The organism is Paenibacillus sp. 1781tsa1, from assembly GCF_024159265.1.
Taxonomy (GTDB): Bacteria; Bacillota; Bacilli; order Paenibacillales; family Paenibacillaceae; genus Paenibacillus.
The window spans coordinates 5,063,801-5,079,344 of sequence record NZ_JAMYWY010000001.1 but is presented as its reverse complement, the minus strand read 5'-3'; the positions used below and the strand labels follow the sequence as shown (position 1 = coordinate 5,079,344).

At 45.8% G+C, this 15,544-nt stretch carries 14 protein-coding genes; 10 read left to right on the top strand and 4 right to left on the bottom strand.

Features of this window, described 5'->3' with window-relative positions:
• Nucleotides 1-18: 18 nt before the first annotated feature.
• Entirely contained in the window at nucleotides 19-963 is a 945-nt protein-coding gene (locus tag NKT06_RS22900; RefSeq protein WP_253439562.1) for a DMT family transporter, read from the bottom strand.
• A 228-nt stretch (nucleotides 964-1,191) separates the two neighbouring features.
• Between NKT06_RS22900 and NKT06_RS22895 the strand changes: the two genes are divergently transcribed.
• From NKT06_RS22895 to NKT06_RS22885, 3 genes are all read left to right on the top strand, one after another.
• Nucleotides 1,192-2,094 carry a polysaccharide deacetylase family protein gene (locus NKT06_RS22895; protein ID WP_253439560.1) on the top strand — a complete coding sequence of 301 codons (903 nt, stop codon included), beginning with the start codon at nucleotides 1,192-1,194 and terminating at the stop codon, nucleotides 2,092-2,094.
• A 37-nt stretch (nucleotides 2,095-2,131) separates the two neighbouring features.
• Nucleotides 2,132-2,785, top strand: coding sequence for a YkyA family protein (locus NKT06_RS22890; RefSeq protein ID WP_253439558.1), 654 nt, complete (start codon nucleotides 2,132-2,134; stop codon nucleotides 2,783-2,785).
• A gap of 142 nt (nucleotides 2,786-2,927) precedes the next feature.
• Entirely contained in the window at nucleotides 2,928-3,818 is an 891-nt protein-coding gene (locus tag NKT06_RS22885) for a hypothetical protein (RefSeq protein ID WP_253439556.1), read from the top strand.
• Nucleotides 3,819-4,072: 254 nt separating this feature from the next.
• Here NKT06_RS22885 and NKT06_RS22880 read toward each other — a convergent pair whose 3' ends face one another.
• Complete coding sequence (locus tag NKT06_RS22880) at nucleotides 4,073-5,245, bottom strand: mannitol-1-phosphate 5-dehydrogenase (protein ID WP_253439554.1); 1,173 nt, start codon at nucleotides 5,243-5,245, stop codon at nucleotides 4,073-4,075.
• A gap of 46 nt (nucleotides 5,246-5,291) precedes the next feature.
• Entirely contained in the window at nucleotides 5,292-5,960 is a 669-nt protein-coding gene (locus NKT06_RS22875; RefSeq protein ID WP_253439552.1) for an HAD family hydrolase, read from the bottom strand.
• Between the two features lie 502 nt (nucleotides 5,961-6,462).
• On the opposite strand from NKT06_RS22875, the gene NKT06_RS22870 reads away from it, so the two are divergent.
• The 6 genes from NKT06_RS22870 to NKT06_RS22845 all read left to right on the top strand — a co-directional run bounded on the left by NKT06_RS22870 (nucleotide 6,463) and on the right by NKT06_RS22845 (nucleotide 13,626).
• Nucleotides 6,463-7,389, top strand: coding sequence for an ADP-ribosylglycohydrolase family protein (locus NKT06_RS22870; RefSeq protein ID WP_253439550.1), 927 nt, complete (start codon nucleotides 6,463-6,465; stop codon nucleotides 7,387-7,389).
• Nucleotides 7,390-7,415: 26 nt separating this feature from the next.
• Nucleotides 7,416-8,663, top strand: coding sequence for an MFS transporter (locus tag NKT06_RS22865; protein ID WP_253439549.1), 1,248 nt, complete (start codon nucleotides 7,416-7,418; stop codon nucleotides 8,661-8,663).
• Between the two features lie 401 nt (nucleotides 8,664-9,064).
• Nucleotides 9,065-10,012, top strand: coding sequence for an alpha/beta hydrolase (locus NKT06_RS22860; RefSeq protein ID WP_253439547.1), 948 nt, complete (start codon nucleotides 9,065-9,067; stop codon nucleotides 10,010-10,012).
• A gap of 229 nt (nucleotides 10,013-10,241) precedes the next feature.
• Nucleotides 10,242-10,421 (top strand): hypothetical protein, encoded by a 180-nt coding sequence (locus tag NKT06_RS22855; RefSeq protein ID WP_036615241.1) that lies wholly within the window; start codon nucleotides 10,242-10,244, stop codon nucleotides 10,419-10,421.
• A gap of 130 nt (nucleotides 10,422-10,551) precedes the next feature.
• Complete coding sequence (gene sigK, locus NKT06_RS22850) at nucleotides 10,552-11,250, top strand: RNA polymerase sporulation sigma factor SigK (RefSeq protein WP_090915017.1); 699 nt, start codon at nucleotides 10,552-10,554, stop codon at nucleotides 11,248-11,250.
• Nucleotides 11,251-12,282: 1,032 nt separating this feature from the next.
• The gene (locus NKT06_RS22845) at nucleotides 12,283-13,626 is read left to right on the top strand and encodes an amino acid permease (protein WP_253439545.1); all 1,344 of its coding nucleotides are present in this window, start codon (nucleotides 12,283-12,285) and stop codon (nucleotides 13,624-13,626) included.
• 78 nt (nucleotides 13,627-13,704) lie between these two features.
• Here the strand turns inward: NKT06_RS22845 and NKT06_RS22840 are convergent, their stop codons facing one another.
• The gene (locus tag NKT06_RS22840) at nucleotides 13,705-14,889 is read right to left on the bottom strand and encodes a serine hydrolase domain-containing protein (protein WP_253439543.1); all 1,185 of its coding nucleotides are present in this window, start codon (nucleotides 14,887-14,889) and stop codon (nucleotides 13,705-13,707) included.
• A 170-nt stretch (nucleotides 14,890-15,059) separates the two neighbouring features.
• Between NKT06_RS22840 and NKT06_RS22835 the strand changes: the two genes are divergently transcribed.
• Nucleotides 15,060-15,512 (top strand): Lrp/AsnC family transcriptional regulator, encoded by a 453-nt coding sequence (locus NKT06_RS22835; RefSeq protein ID WP_253439541.1) that lies wholly within the window; start codon nucleotides 15,060-15,062, stop codon nucleotides 15,510-15,512.
• Nucleotides 15,513-15,544 lie beyond the last annotated feature (32 nt).

The following is a 15,544-nucleotide window of genomic DNA, read 5'->3' as shown; positions in this document are numbered from 1 at the left end:
GCATTACGAAAAAATACGTTATACCGTAGTAGGTTCAACAGGCCCTTTGCCAGCGATAGGAGCATCGGCAGGAATGGGTTGAGGTTTGGTTTTGCCATATCGAATGAATATCCATACCCCGAATATGATGATGACCCCGGCAGACATCTGTAACGCATTGAGGGATTCGCCGAGCAGCATCCAGGCCAGCAATGAAGAGAATACGGGTTCCCCAAGTACGCCCATGGATACCGTCGTGGCATTCATATATTGAAGTAGCCAGTTGAAGAGATAATGTCCAAAGATCGTTGGCACAATGGCGAGCAATAGGAAGATTCCCCACTCTGACGCAGCGTAACCTCCGAACGGATGGCCCATGATTAGATTATATACCGCCAGCGTGCAAGCAGCCACGAAGAACACCCAGAAGTTATACGAGAATGCACTAAGTCCCGCTCGCAAAAATTGACCCAGCAGCATATGGACAGCGACTGCAATTGTGCCAAGCAAAGACAGGATATCACCTTGCAGAGCAGTACCTGCCAACTGGAAATCTCCTGCGCCAATGACGATTGATCCAAACAAGGCGATGCCCATGCCGATGATCATCATGCGATTAATTTTGGCTTTGAACAGCCATACCGAACCTGCAAGAATCAGGATAGGCTCCAGCGCGAGAATCACTGTGGAACTGGCGACACTGGTGAGCCGCAGTGAACCCATCCAGAGCAGAAAATGAAGCGCCAGCATCACACCGGATGCAAGCAGCAAGCCCCATTGGCGTAAGCTCAGACGCATCATCTCGTGTCTGTATTTCCAGACAAAAGGCAGCATCAGCAGATTGGTCAGAAATAGACGGTACATGGCGATGACCGCAACATCTGCGTTAGACCAACGTACAAATATCGAAGAAAAAGAAATGGCGATAATGCCGACAAAGAATAACAGATAGATGGATCTGCCGGCACGGTTCAAGCTTGTCATGGGTGTAGCTCCTTCTTGAAGTCTGATAGCGTAAATCACTTCATTATACAGGAGAAGGTAACCGCAGGAAAGATATATAGAACAAAGAGATAAGTAGATTGTAACCGGGCTTGTAACTATTCTGTCATTCTCCCGAATCATTTTTCTATTAATCTTCTATATAGAGACATGAAACGAGATAATATACCAATAATCGGGAAAAAATGAAAGTAAGGAAGTGGCATTACAGTGAGAGTCCAACAAGAGAGAGCGGGAGAACGTGGCAGTATTCCGCACAACACAAGCCGCAAGAAAACACATAAACGAAGAAAAATTCGGTATGGAAGGATCAGCATAGCTCTAATGCTCCTGGTACTGTTCGTTACCGGTGTAACATATATATTCCTTGGCATGACGCATTGGATCAAAAGTGTTGTGGCGCCGCCTCCGATGACTGCAATCGAACAGCCCGCCAAGCTCGGCATGATACAAATTACTCCGGATGCGAAAGAGGAGCCGGTACGGTTCCAGGGTCAGGTTCGCAAATTGGCATACATAACGTTTGATGATGGCCCAACTGAGTATACGGAACAACTGTTGGATATTTTGAAGCAGCATGAGGCGAAGGCTACCTTTTTCATGATCGGACGACAATTGAACCAGCACCCGGCAGCAGTAAAACGGCTGTTGAAAGAAGGCAGTTACCCTGGACTCCACAGCATAACGCATAACTATAAAAAGCTGTATAAGAGTGGGGACTCTGCAAACTTTGTGAAAGAGTTCAAAAAAGAGCAGAAGATGGTGCAGGATCTGATTGGTTTTACACCTCATCTTATTCGCGCACCTTATGGCAGCAGTCCACAAATCGGTGAAAAGTTCAGAGGTGACATTGCGGCGGCCGGTTTCAAAATGTGGGACTGGACGACAGATTCACTGGATTGGAATCTTCCCGGTCAGCCGGATAAGATTGTGGCCCGCGTGAGCAAAAGTGTACATCGGGATAAGGAAGTGATTCTGATGCATGAGCGAGAGCAGACGGTTCAGGCTTTGCCACGTATTCTGAAGTTGCTCGAAGATCGAGGTTACGAGTTCGAAGTATACGATCCGGATGCACATTGGATAGCGAATTTTAGCGGAGATACCCGCTTGTAGTATAACAACAAGATGATGCAAGAGAGGAAGGACTTGGGTGCTAACGAGTAAAAAAGTGGCGCTCGCAGCAGTTAGTGTATTGTTAATTCTGCTGGCGAGTGGTTGTGGAGATCCGCAGGAGCCTGCGGCAAATCAGGTAAACCAATTGGTGCTCAGCGGTCAGAAGATCGATCAGAGTTTGAACAATCTGACCAGTCATGAGCAGGAAGATATGAAGTTATACAAGTCTATTTTAGACAAAGGCAAGAACAAAAACAGTGATCTCGAAGCGCTGCTGGATCAGGCGGCAGATCATATTCATGAACGAAGAACGTTGTTGGAACAGGCGGAAGAGGCCATGCAACAGACCAACGAGAAGACTTTGGCCCTGCGTAGCTCCCTTAAAGAACTATCATTTGAAAACAAAGAAACGTTGGCACAGGCTGAGAAGGTCCTGGATCAATATGAAGCAAGAGCACGCGCATTGGAGAATTTTGTTGCTTCGTATCAGCTGAGTCTGAGTGCTGATGAGCAGTTGTATGATCTGATGAGAGAAAGTGCAGAACCTAATCTGGTTAAGATCAAACGAGCCATTCGGGTACGGAATAGCGAATATGCGAAGCTTGCTGAATTCCGCAAGCAATTTAACCTTCAGACCAAAGCATTTAACGTAGCCAATGCTAAACTGGTACAGATGGATCAAGCCAGTTAGGTAGGGGACCCCAATAATCGTTCGGACATTTTGCATGATTGAGCTGTCTTTCTCCCGTGTAAGTACTAGTATACAGCCAAGCCAATGGATGAGAAGCAACATGGACAAGCATCATTGCGTATAAGCTAACGGAGGTGTTCATATGCGAAAAGGAAATACAATGAAAGTCAGTACATCATTCCTGGTTTTACTTATGGGGTTCGCGCTTGTGGCATGTGGGAACAGTAATCCTGCTGCACAGCCACCGGTGAATAATACGGAAGAACAGTCACCAGCACCGGAGCAAAAACCGAATGAAAGTGCTGCAATAGAAGCAGAAGGTATTCTGACCGGCTGGGCTGATCCGCACACCGTTGAGATTAGAGTGAATGAAAAGCCGATGTCATTCCAGGTGAGCGAAGACCTGCAGAAGTCTCTGGATGATATCGATGACGAAGATTCCGTTCGTTTTAAATATGTAGAGAAAACGATTGATACAACAACAAAACAGTTGGTACTTACAGAGATTGCTAAGATGGAATCGAGTGATGACAATAACGGTTCCAATACAGGCGGTACAGTAACGTCCGATCGTCCAAAGACAGCAGAGCTGGAAGTGACGGTAGAAGGTATGACCGAGAAGCGACCAGTGACACTGGCACAAGCGAAAGGTTATTCACTTTATGTGTTTGAACCGATGGCTTTTGACGCGGAAGACCATGAATTAACCATGAAGATTGATCCGGATTATGAGGTAGAGATTGAGAAGCTGCCGGCGGATTACAATCTGGATGTGCTGAAGATGGATGCCAAGGAAGAGTTGTCCGAGACCGGAGAAGTGAAGCAATTGACGGCTGAACAACTCAGTAATGGTCCGATGAAGGATGCAAAATTGTACATGATGTCCCAGAATGATAAGAAAACAGAGTATTTTATTGTCAAAGAACTGGACGGTAATGGTTTCGTTTTCCATATTCATGCGCCGATTGGTGAACCGTCTGAAGGTTTCCTGCCCATGGCATATGCATCCCTTAATTCCATCATGAATGAGTAGAGAATGGATGAGTTCCACAGTTTAGCCGAACGGCTATGTATATTAAAAAGATTCCCTAAACAGCGTATTTCCTTGAGAGAGGAGATACGCTGTTTTTATTGAGGGTTCCTACATTATAAAGTGTACCGTGCCATGCAAAGACAAAGAGCCGGAAGAAACGATGCCCATGCATAGGTTCCTTCCGGCTTCTTCACCGTGTCTATATTCATTTAGCGGAATCGAACCAATAGCCTGGATAGGAATGATTGGCATAATCAGGTTAGTATAGTCGATTCCTTACGCCCTTTGAGTTCCTGATAGCTGGCGATTACATTCTGATGAACGGGATGTTCGTTGGGAATTCCCATGCGTTCACGGATGAAGGCGGACACCCCATCTTTGCGAATCATGTGTTGTAGCTGCATGGCTTCCTCGTCGCGTTTGTCATTGAACAGCATTGCGGCCGCCATAGCAGAAGTTAAATGAGGAATTTCGATTCCGAATTCACTGGCCTGCATCGCTGGGCGAACAAGCCGATCATGAGGCGAGAGCTTGCGAAGGGGGGAACGTCCGACCCGGGTGACCTGATCCGTCAGGTTGGGATTGGCGAAGCGCTCCAGTATGGTGTCAATATATTTGTTATGCTTCTGTGTGTCAAATCCGTGCTTCTGGATGAGCATCTCACCGGTCTCTTCCATAACATGGCGTACCTTAGATCGCAGGGTGGAGTTGCTCATAACCTGCCGGATTGTCTTGAATCCTTCAAGATATCCGAAGTATGCGGCGACACAGTGGCCTGTATTCACCGTAAACATTTTACGCTCGATATAAGGTTCAAGTGAATCAACATAGTGAACACCATCAATTTCTTTAAAACCATCCAGAAGTGCTGGACGATGAACGACCCATTCGTAAAAAGGTTCAACAGTGACCTGCAGCGGGTCTTTGTGGTTTTGAGCCGGAACAATCCGGTCCACAGCTGCATTGGGGAAAGAAACATAACGTTCGGCTTTTTTGCGAGTTTGTTCATCCAGAAATGGATAGATGCGTTTCTTCAACCTGGTGCTACCACCGATGGCATTCTCGCAAGCGATAATATGCAGTGGAGCCTGAATATTGTTTTTCATGCGAAGTTGAATGCCTTTGGCGATAGGCTCTGCGATATCTCCGAGTGCAGATACACCCACCGCGGTTGTGATCACATCGGCTGAAGCGATCTCTTCAGCAACCAGATTCTGCTCACTTACGTTGATAGCCGTCACGTTGTTGACAATTGTAGTGTCCTGATCTCTATTGGCAAGTGTAATCGGGTATTCCTGTCTTTGTTGAAGCATGGAGATTTTCTTCGGGTTACGTGCGACAAAGCAGACTTCGTAGTCGGAAGCGGACAACATATGACCGATAAAACCGCGGCCTATATTGCCCGCACCAAAATGTACAGCTTTCATGTGTGAACTCCCCCTTTAAGGATTAATCGCGAAATTCGTGCAGACCTTAGACGGTAGTGACGAGTGGCTTCGAAATCAAATCGTTAAATGCAAGGTCAGTCAAGCAAGATAGCCGTTGGTGAGGCATATCGAATTCCAGTGTTCCGGTGATGGTATTCGAGATGACTACGCAGTGCATACCAGCCGCAGCAGCTGCACGCGCGCCGTTAGGTGAATCCTCAATCGCTACGGCTTCGTCTGCAGTTACTCCAAGGGCTTCAAGCGCTTGATTGTAGAGTTCCGGGTCAGGCTTAACATTCGCTACATCATCTGCCGTACGAATGACTTCAAAATAATCTTTCAGTTTCAATTGTTCCAGATGCTGTTCAACCCACTCACGTTTGGAGCTGGATGCTACAGCGAGTTTCAGTCCGGCTTCACGTGCTTGTTCAAGATATTCCTGAATACCAGGACGTACCTTTTCTTTGTTCATCAATGCAGCGTGCTGCAACTGCACGGACTCCCTGAACGCTTCCCGATCGATCGGAAGATTCAAATCTGTGATGAGGTACTCATACGGATTAAATGTTTTCAGACTGGTACCGATGCATTGTGAGTACATCTCCAGGGTTAGATCTACGCCGTGTTCCTTGTAAGCATCACGAAAAGCAATATACCATGCTGTCTCTGTATCAATAATCGTTCCGTCGAAATCAAACACCAGTGCCTTAATCATAAATTTGTTCCTCCTGTTTCAGAATTAGTTTGGGATAAAATAAAATGAAAATTTTCTGCAAATTCATTTCCGTATATTCATTAAACCGCGGAATGTTATCTGACGCAGTTTATCGTTAATGAATATTAATTTGGGAAAAAATATGCGTTAAAAGCTAATAAAACCGTAACATAGGACAAACTTGGGGGTCAAGTGTGTTATGAATGTTTACATTGAAAATTTTCACGTGAATGACGTATTTTCAGAAAGTAATGAACCTTGCAAACCGTTAAGCCCTTTACATGTAAGCGGTGTACTGAATAAACTGTTTTTTCAGCATAATAAAATAAAAGAATTTTTATGAAAATGTGAGGATCTGGCCGTTCAACACCTTTCGACACTTTTATAATAGAAGAAATGGAGCTTCATTGATTGGATTTTATTAGCTTTACGCCAGATCAGGCCCTGTGGGAAAATAGAAGAAAGATTCTGAAAGTATATGGAGTAAGGGAGGAAGACAAGCATGCTGCAAAGAGACCGTTTCAATGGATGCTTCATCGGGCTTGCCGCGGGTGATGCGCTCGGAACTACCGTGGAATTCAGCAGTCCGGGCACATTTGAACCTGTGACAGATATGGTGGGAGGCGGCGTATTCGGGCTAGAGGCAGGGCAGTGGACAGATGATACATCCATGGCTCTATGTCTGGCAGAAAGTCTGGTACGTAATGAAAACTTCGATCCTGCGGATCAGATGCGCAGATATACGAATTGGTACAGGGTCGGGTACATGAGCAGTACAGGCGATTGCTTTGATATCGGCGGGGCCACGCGAAGTGCCTTGGAGAGATTTGAGATAACTGAGGAAGCTTACAGCGGATCAACGGACCCGATGACGGCGGGCAATGGCTCTATTATGAGGCTTGCACCTGTCGCAATGGCTTATGCCAATCAACCAACCGAGGCGGTCCGCTATGCCGGGCTGAGCTCCCGGACAACACATGCTGCAATGGAAAGCGTGGAAGCATGTGAAGTGCTAGCCGCCATAATTGTTGCTGGCCTACGTGGAGCGGACAAAAACGTCATGTTAATGCCGGAGACATGCAGACAATGGAGGGAAGAACCTACTTTTTCGCCCGCTATTGAAGAGATTGTTAGGGGTTCCTATCAGAGCAAAGAACCGCCGGAAATTAAGGGCAGCGGTTATGTGGTTCGTTCACTCGAAGCAGCATTATGGGCGTTCCATAAATCGGCGAGCTTTGAAGAAGGCGCGTTGTTAGCTGTTAATCTGGGTGATGATGCGGACACTACAGGTGCTGTGTATGGGCAGATTGCAGGTGCTTATTATGGATTGAGTGGTATTCCGGTACACTGGCGGGACAAGCTGGCTATGCGTGAAACGTTCGAACAACTAACAGATGCCTTATGGTTGAAGGCGATAGAAAATCGTTGATTAAGAGACAGGAGAAGAGTACATCTATGAGCACGACTGGACACAAAACAGGATTAGAGGCTTCGCAGTCCGGTAAACGAGGGGCATTTCCATTGTCCCTGTTATGCCTGACTATAGGCGCTTTTGCAATTGGTATGACTGAGTTTATCATTATGGGCTTGCTGCCCAATGTGGCAACAGACTTGAATGTAAGCATTCCACAGGCAGGACAACTCATTACGGGCTATGCGCTTGGTGTAGCGGTAGGTGCGCCGATCTTAACCGTGTTTACGCATAAAATTCCACAGAAGAAACTGCTGGTGCTGCTCATGTGCATTTTCATTATCGGGAACGCATTGTCTGTCATTGCCCCGACATACGGGTTGTTAATCTCAGCACGGATATTAACGGCATTTGCCCATGGTACGTTCCTCGGTGTAGGTTCAATCATGGCGACGCGGCTCGTTGCACCCGAGAGGAGGGCAGGAGCGGTATCCGTTGTTCTCGCGGGGCTAACGATTGCCAACATCATTGGCGTTCCGTTTGGTACATTTATCGGGCAACAGCTCGGGTGGCGGTCATCTTTCGGGGCAATTACGATATTGGGTATCATTTCCTTGATTGGTATCATTCGGTTCATTCCCGTCCTCCCGCAAGGCGCACCAGCAAACCTCGGACAGCAATTTCGGAATCTGGTCCGTCCCCAAGTATTATTGGTTTTGCTCGTGGGAGCAATGGGCTGCGGAAGTCTGTTTGCCGTGTTTACTTACATCACGCCGATGCTTGTGGACATTAGTGGTTTTGCCGAGCAAAATGTGACCTGGATTCTGGTGCTCTTCGGATTCGGTGTTACGTTGGGCAACATGGTTGGCGGTCGCCTGGCGGACTGGAGGCTAATGCCCTCCCTGATCGTCAACTTTGGCATCCTGGCTGTTCTTCTGGCTGCACTTACGCTTACCCTGGAGAATCCATATCTCGCGGTGATTACGATATTCTTCTGGGGTGTTGCGGCCTTTGGTATTATGCCAGGATTGCAGATTCGAATCATGAATATGACCCGTGAAGCGCCGCTGCTCGCGACAACATCAAGTCACTCCGCATTTAACCTGGGGAATGCAGGGGGTGCCTATCTGGGTGGGTATGCAATTACCCACACGGGTCTTATATCGGTACCTTTGTATGCAGCAGTTATTGCCGGATTGGGTTTGCTAGGACTGCTCTTCAGTCTGTTCATGGAGCGTAAACATCATGGGCCAGAGGTGGCTCAGGTTGCAGACGCAGCGCCGGCAAGCTAAACATAAAATACTTTTGCCTTAATTCTTCCGCTGAACACGGAGAGTTGAGGCTTTTTTATATCATGAGGAGTACCGGAGCTTGGGAGTGAATAGAGGGTCTGGTGGTGTGTAAAAGTATACTTTTTAAACGATAAGATATAGTTATTTAAGTTTTTTGATGATGTACAGGCCTTGTGAGGTGATATAATAAAGATGTAATTGGAATTCATTGTAAATTATGGATCATGGATGTGTACTTCCGTATTGAGGAAGGGAAGTATAATGGTCCGTGTTCTTGCGTGGAAGGGAGGAATTTCGCATTAAAATGTAAGGGCTTTCAATTGGGGTTTTTGTATATCTGAAAGACCTGTTATGAGGTTCGTACACGGTTTAAAATCATATTCCAAAGGAGATTGATACTGATGAAAAAAGGCCTGTCCAAGATTCTGAGTCTCTCCATCACAGCAGCACTCCTTGTACCTACAATGGCGTCTGCAGCCGATATGCAGGAAAACGTAGCTCCAAGCCCCATTCAGGCGGTGGTAGATCAGGGAACGACCGGCACCATGGATAATTCCGGGCAAAATGCGCTGGCTAACACTCCAGTTGTGCCTGCACCGCCGGGTTATGATGCCTATCGCAACAATATTCCGCACGGCAATACCAATCTGATCTCCTATTATTCCACAACGGTAGGCAATGCACGGAAAGCTACGGTGTATACACCTCCAGGATATTCACAGAATAAAAAGTATAACGTTCTGTATCTCTTGCACGGTATCGGTGGAGATGAACATGAGTGGGTAAACGCCATGAAACCGAAGAACATTCTGGACAACCTGTATTCCGAAGGCAAGCTGTCAGATATGATCGTTGTCATGCCGAATGGCCGTGCCATGAAGGATGACCGTCCAGTGGGTGACATCTTTGCTCCGGACAAAGTGGCTGCGTTTGAACGATTCGAGCAAGACCTGCTCAAGGATCTGATTCCTCATATCGAGGCCAATTATCCGGTGTACAAAGACAAGAATAGTCGTGCGTTGGCCGGTCTGTCCATGGGTGGTGGGCAGTCGCTTAACTTTGGATTGAAAAATCTGAATACCTTCGCCTGGGTAGGGGCCTTCTCGGCTGCACCGAATACGCAATCTGTATCGCAGCTGGTTTCCAACCCGGGACAAGTCGCTAGCCAACTCAAATTGTTGTGGATCTCCTGTGGATCAAGTGATGGTTTGTTATGGGTCAGCCAGAATTTTAAAAATGGCTTGAGCAGCATGAACATTCCGCATACCTTTTATCTGGATGTAGGTGGACACGAACCATCTGTCTGGAACAGCGGCCTGTATCAGTTCTCACAACGAATCTTCAAGTAATTAACCGGTATTCCTAGGGATTCTCAGATATTTACTGGGATTTATATTGGATGAGCCGCAGCCTCAGTTCTGTTTTGTACAGAGCTGGGGTTTTTGTTATGGGATCAAGTCATCTGAACGGAGCATATAGGGTATTATTAATTTTGTAGTTGGGGTTAATGAGAGTGTAAAGATTGGTTTAATTTATTATTACATAGGTATAGGTACTGTGCTGAAGGAGAGGAATAGGATGTTTTATTACAAAGGTGCGTTCCGTGAAACGGACAATGTGATCTATTTTAAAAGCGATGTTTCATTAGCCCAGAATGATGTTGTCCTATTTGGTGAAAAGAAGTATTTTATCGAAAGTGTGGAAAAAGAATTTCTCCTGCTTCAGCGGGTTGGCTCCATCGTTTCTGTGAGTCTGTGAAATCTTCGAAAGATCATCCCCTTTTTCGAGTGTACGTGCACTTCTGGGCCTCTGCCTACATACAATAGATCGACCCTGTTCCCACATGTGCTCAGGCCAGATCGTTGTAAAACTGCAGGAGGTGTCATCTGTGCCCGGATTGTTTACCGCAATTGCTCTATTCATTAAAGAGTTAACGTTACTCGTCTCGTATGTCAAAAATAATGCGTTCCCCCAGCCACTGGCTGAGGATGATGAAGCCAAACATTTACGCCTTATGGCTGAAGGCAATGCTCACTCCCGCAATCTGCTCATTGAACACAATCTGCGCCTCGTCGCGCATATCGTCAAGAAGTTCGACAATACGGGTGAAGATCAAGAGGACTTGATTTCCATCGGAACCATTGGTTTGATCAAAGCCATCGAAAGTTTTCAACAAGGCAAAGGTACAAAGCTTGCCACGTTTGCAGCAAGGTGTATTGAAAACGAGATACTTATGCACCTTCGTTCCCTAAAGAAAACACGCAAAGACGTATCCTTGCACGACCCTATTGGTACAGACAAAGAAGGCAATGAAATTACATTGATCGATATCCTTGGCACAGAAGCTGATGATGTCGTAGATCGGGTACAGCTCAAGATTGAAAAAAGCAAAATTTATCGCAATCTAGACATCCTGGATGACCGGGAGAAGGAAGTTGTCATCGGTCGATTTGGTCTGGAAGCAGGCGGGGAGGAACGAACTCAACGCGAAATTGCGAAGGAACTGGGCATCTCACGTTCTTATGTTTCACGGATTGAGAAGCGGGCGTTAATGAAGCTGTATCATGAGTTTTATAAGCAAAAATAGTTGCTGGTTAGATAGCGCTGTTCGTTAAAACGATGGTGCTTTCCGAACCCATTAATTGTAGCTGGATGCATGAAGATCGAAAATTTGATACACTTGGCTCTCTGAAATTGGTACGGACAAAGAGGGCAATGAAATTACACCGATCGATATCCTCAGAGCAGATTGAATAAGCAAAAGGAATACCTTAACAGACCAGAGGGCGCCTTTATCGGGAGCCCTTTTTACTGTGAAGATACTTAAAATTGGGTCTAGATAATATTAATTATTTGGGATTATGACCTAAATAAAGGAATTTTACTTCCTGTTGAAGAATATCTTGTACACAGACTAATTTAATATATAAGGAGTACATCTTAATGAAGCAGCTTTTTCTGAAAATTCCACTTTGGTTTTGGTTCATCTGGATCGTAGGATGTATGATGATCGTGTTCAACTCATTTTATTTGTATTCGAGTGTTATGAATTTGATTGCGCTCGTGATGATTAGTGTTGCTAATGCGATTCGAGTTTGGAAAACCGAACGTTCATTGGCGATTGCCTTTTTAGTCGTTTCTGTTCTATGTTTGGTTTATATTTTAATATATTTCATTAGGTATGTATGATAAAACGTGTGTAAAATCAGGGACTGTCTCAAAAGGGATTCCGCCTTGTCCAATGGCTAACGAACCTACCGCACCTTAAATGGCAGATCATCAACGGTTGCGAGATGTAACGAGCCTCAGTAACGCTATATCGTCATAAGAGGGCTCCCAAACCTAAAAAATCCAGTGAATCGACGAAATAGCGTCTCTCTGATTCGTTAGATCTCAGATCTGGGCAAATGGGAGCGAATAGCGTGTGTCAGGTTCATTAAAACAAAATAACACAGCAAAGAGGATGTCCCCCGTCATATCAATGACTTATGGGACGTCCTCTTTGTTGTGCAAAAAAAATATATAAAGAGGCATATGTATTCTGGGCAGATTATTATATGATGATTAATATTATTTTTCATCGTAGAGAGCATGTGCAGAAAGAGAGTGGTGGTTGATCATGCAGCAAGAAACGTTAACAAGGGGATTAAAGAACAGGCACGTACAGTTGATGGCGATTGGAGGTGCGATCGGGACAGGTCTGTTTCTGGGAGCAGGCAAAACGATCCAACTGACAGGGCCATCCATCTTGCTGGCCTATATTATTACTGGTGTTGTGTTGTTCCTGATCATGCGTGCATTGGGGGAGCTGCTGTTAAGCAATTTGCAGTATCATTCCTTTGTCGATTTTGTGCGTGATTACCTGGGAAATATGGCGGCATTTATTACAGGCTGGACTTATTGGTTCTGCTGGATTTCCATTGCCATGGCTGATATTACGGCCGTTGGATTGTACACGCAGTTTTGGTTTCCCAATGTACCTCAGTGGATACCAGGGTTAATTGCGCTGGTCATTTTGCTAATCATGAACTTGGCGACGGTCAAGCTGTTTGGTGAGATGGAATTCTGGTTTGCCCTGATTAAAGTGGTGGCCATCTTGGCACTTATTGTTGTAGGTTTATATATGATTTTCAAAGGTTTTACAACGGATCAGGGTCCTGCGAGCTTCACTAATCTGTGGAGTCATGGGGGATGGTTCCCGAATGGACTGCATGGCTTCATCATATCGTTCCAGATGGTGGTGTTCGCCTTTGTAGGCATGGAACTGGTGGGGCTCACAGCGGGGGAAACGGAGAACCCGGAGAAGGTGATTCCGAAAGCAATTAACCAGATTCCGATTCGGGTATTGCTTTTCTACGTTGGAGCATTGCTAATTATCATGAGTATCTACCCGTGGAACGCCATTGTGCCTACTGAAAGTCCGTTTGTACAGGTGTTTGCCGCTGTAGGTATTGCGGCAGCCGCAGGCATTGTGAACTTCGTGGTACTGACTTCCGCAGCTTCGGCTTGTAACAGTGCCATTTTCAGTACAAGCCGTATGGTGTTCTCCATGGCAAAGGATCGCAATGCACCCGAGTCATTTGCACGTCTGAATAACAGGAAGGTTCCTTCCAACGCGCTGTTTTTCTCAACGATTGTTATTTTGATCGCGATTGTTCTGAACTATATCATGCCTGAGGGCGTATTTACGCTGATCACAAGTGTGTCGACGGTGTGCTTCATCTTTGTATGGGGCATCATGGTGATCTGTCATCTTAGATATCGTCGTTCTCAGCCGGAACTGGCGAGTCGCAGCCGCTTCAAACTGCCACTATATCCGTTTTCGAACTATTTAATTCTGGCTTTTCTGGTATTTGTGCTGGTAGTACTGGCATTGGCCGAGGATACGCGAGTAGCGTTATTTGTCACTCCGGTGTGGTTTATCCTGGTTGCAGGGATTTACCTTTTTAAAAAGAGAAGCTAAAACCGTAACAGATCATAGAACTTGGCTTTTTTAATAAGCAGACCCGCCCAATCCAATTGGGCGGGTCTTTATGTTTTTTTAAATTCTTGCAGCCTCTTTGCCTTCACGAATGCTCGCATAGATGGCATCACAGATATCGGTAGTATACTGGCCCGACATTCCTTCAAGTGCCGTATTGGTGAATGCTGCAACACTAAGTTCTTCTTTTGGATCGACAAACCAGGAATGACCGTAGGTTCCACCCATCCGCCACGTTCCCGGGGATTCCGGTGTACCAGCTGCAACAGGGTCTTTAAGTAGGGTGAAACCAAGGCCGAACCCTCTTCCTGGCCAATACGGCATGTCGAGTTCACCGATTTGATTCGTGGCCATCTCGGTGGCAACAGCTTCCGTAAGAATAGGCTGTCCCCCTTGCCGCAATGTCTCAAGTAAAGTGAGAAAATCTCCGGTACTCCCAACCATACCCGCTCCGCCTGATGCATAAGCCGAAGGTTGATTTGCACGATTGGGGGCAAGCCGGAAACCGGCAGTCCCTTCAATAAAAGGAACCTGCTCCAATTGATTATGGAGAAGACGCGGTTCTTCAGATCCATCAGCGTATGCAGCAGTCAATCGATCCGAATCCACTGCAACAAAGTCAGTGTCCGTCATGTGAAGTGGATGAGTAACCAGTAATTGAACAGATTCTCTTAAGGACATTCCGGTTACCTTTTCAATAACGGCTCCGAGTACATCTGTCGCGATGGAATATCTCCACATGTCTCCTGGCTCATATATAAGAGGAACAGAAGCAAGCCTTTGGAGATTCTCCTCCAGACTTAATTCAGATAAATCCATTCCATCCGAGACCCCTGAACGCTCATAGGTTCCTTGCTCTTCTTGGAAGAATCGATAGGTCAAGCCAGCGGTGTGCGTCATCAGCTGATGAATTGTTATTTGGGCGTCCTGACCATTGGCGAGCTTGGGCCGGAATGCAGGTAGCCAGCGAGTTACCGGATCATGCAGACTCAGCTTTCCTTGTGAGATTAATGCCAGAGCTGCTGTCGAGACAATAGGTTTGGTTACGGAAGCAAGTCGAAACAGAGCGTTTTCCGCCATGGTACGTTTTTGCTCCCTGTCTGCGAAACCAGCAGCCCGGCTATATACCAGTTCCCCTCCTAATGCAACCTGTACAACCGTTCCTACGATTCTTTTTTCGCTTATCGCGCGGTCAATTGCTTGATCCACATAAGTATGCAATGTTGTCATATTTTCTTTTTCCATTCCAATCTTCCTCTCTTCAGGTGAAGTGCTTGATTAATGATTGTGACTGTGTATATTATATAAATGATTTATCTTGTATCACATAAGGTGTTAAAGGTATTGTGATTAATTAGCGAATATATTTAAGGTAATATTTAATTCTATCTTATAGTTTTAAAGGGGTGCATTATATGGACGAAATTGATCAGCATATTCTATTTCACTTGGAGAATCAGGCGAGATTATCTATGACCGAGTTAGGGAAATTAGTAGGATTATCTCAACCAGCTGTGACTGAACGAGTCAAACGAATGGAAGAAAAGGGGGTTATCGAGGAATATCGAACGGTGATCTCCCCATCCAAATTGGGCAAGCAGAGCACGGCATATGTTCTTTTTCGTACACGGGATTGTTATCCCTTCCTGGATTTCTGCCGTGCGTCACCTGAAGTCGTGGAATGTTATCGGATAAGCGGGGAGTATAATTACTTGCTGAAAATTCTTACAGACACGATCCAGGGACTTGAAGAGTTCGAGAACAAGTGTGATCCGTACGGTACTTACATGACCTTGATTACGATGTCTTCTCCGATTGCACATAAAAATCTCATGCAAGGACCGAATTTGCTGGCACAGACAGAATAAGACCACAGTCTATATAACTTTAAAATGAAATG

What these genes read in the sequence shown, in the direction of transcription:
- NKT06_RS22835 (WP_253439541.1), top strand. Translation starts at nt 15,060, where the DNA reads ATGGACGAAATTGATCAGCATATTCTATTTCACTTGGAGAATCAGGCG.
- NKT06_RS22855 (WP_036615241.1), top strand. Translation starts at nt 10,242, where the DNA reads ATGTTTTATTACAAAGGTGCGTTCCGTGAAACGGACAATGTGATCTAT.
- NKT06_RS22840 (WP_253439543.1), bottom strand. Translation starts at nt 14,889, where the DNA reads ATGGAAAAAGAAAATATGACAACATTGCATACTTATGTGGATCAAGCA.
- NKT06_RS22845 (WP_253439545.1), top strand. Translation starts at nt 12,283, where the DNA reads ATGCAGCAAGAAACGTTAACAAGGGGATTAAAGAACAGGCACGTACAG.
- NKT06_RS22885 (WP_253439556.1), top strand. Translation starts at nt 2,928, where the DNA reads ATGCGAAAAGGAAATACAATGAAAGTCAGTACATCATTCCTGGTTTTA.
- NKT06_RS22860 (WP_253439547.1), top strand. Translation starts at nt 9,065, where the DNA reads ATGAAAAAAGGCCTGTCCAAGATTCTGAGTCTCTCCATCACAGCAGCA.
- NKT06_RS22875 (WP_253439552.1), bottom strand. Translation starts at nt 5,960, where the DNA reads ATGATTAAGGCACTGGTGTTTGATTTCGACGGAACGATTATTGATACA.
- NKT06_RS22880 (WP_253439554.1), bottom strand. Translation starts at nt 5,245, where the DNA reads ATGAAAGCTGTACATTTTGGTGCGGGCAATATAGGCCGCGGTTTTATC.
- NKT06_RS22865 (WP_253439549.1), top strand. Translation starts at nt 7,416, where the DNA reads ATGAGCACGACTGGACACAAAACAGGATTAGAGGCTTCGCAGTCCGGT.
- NKT06_RS22900 (WP_253439562.1), bottom strand. Translation starts at nt 963, where the DNA reads ATGACAAGCTTGAACCGTGCCGGCAGATCCATCTATCTGTTATTCTTT.
- NKT06_RS22870 (WP_253439550.1), top strand. Translation starts at nt 6,463, where the DNA reads ATGCTGCAAAGAGACCGTTTCAATGGATGCTTCATCGGGCTTGCCGCG.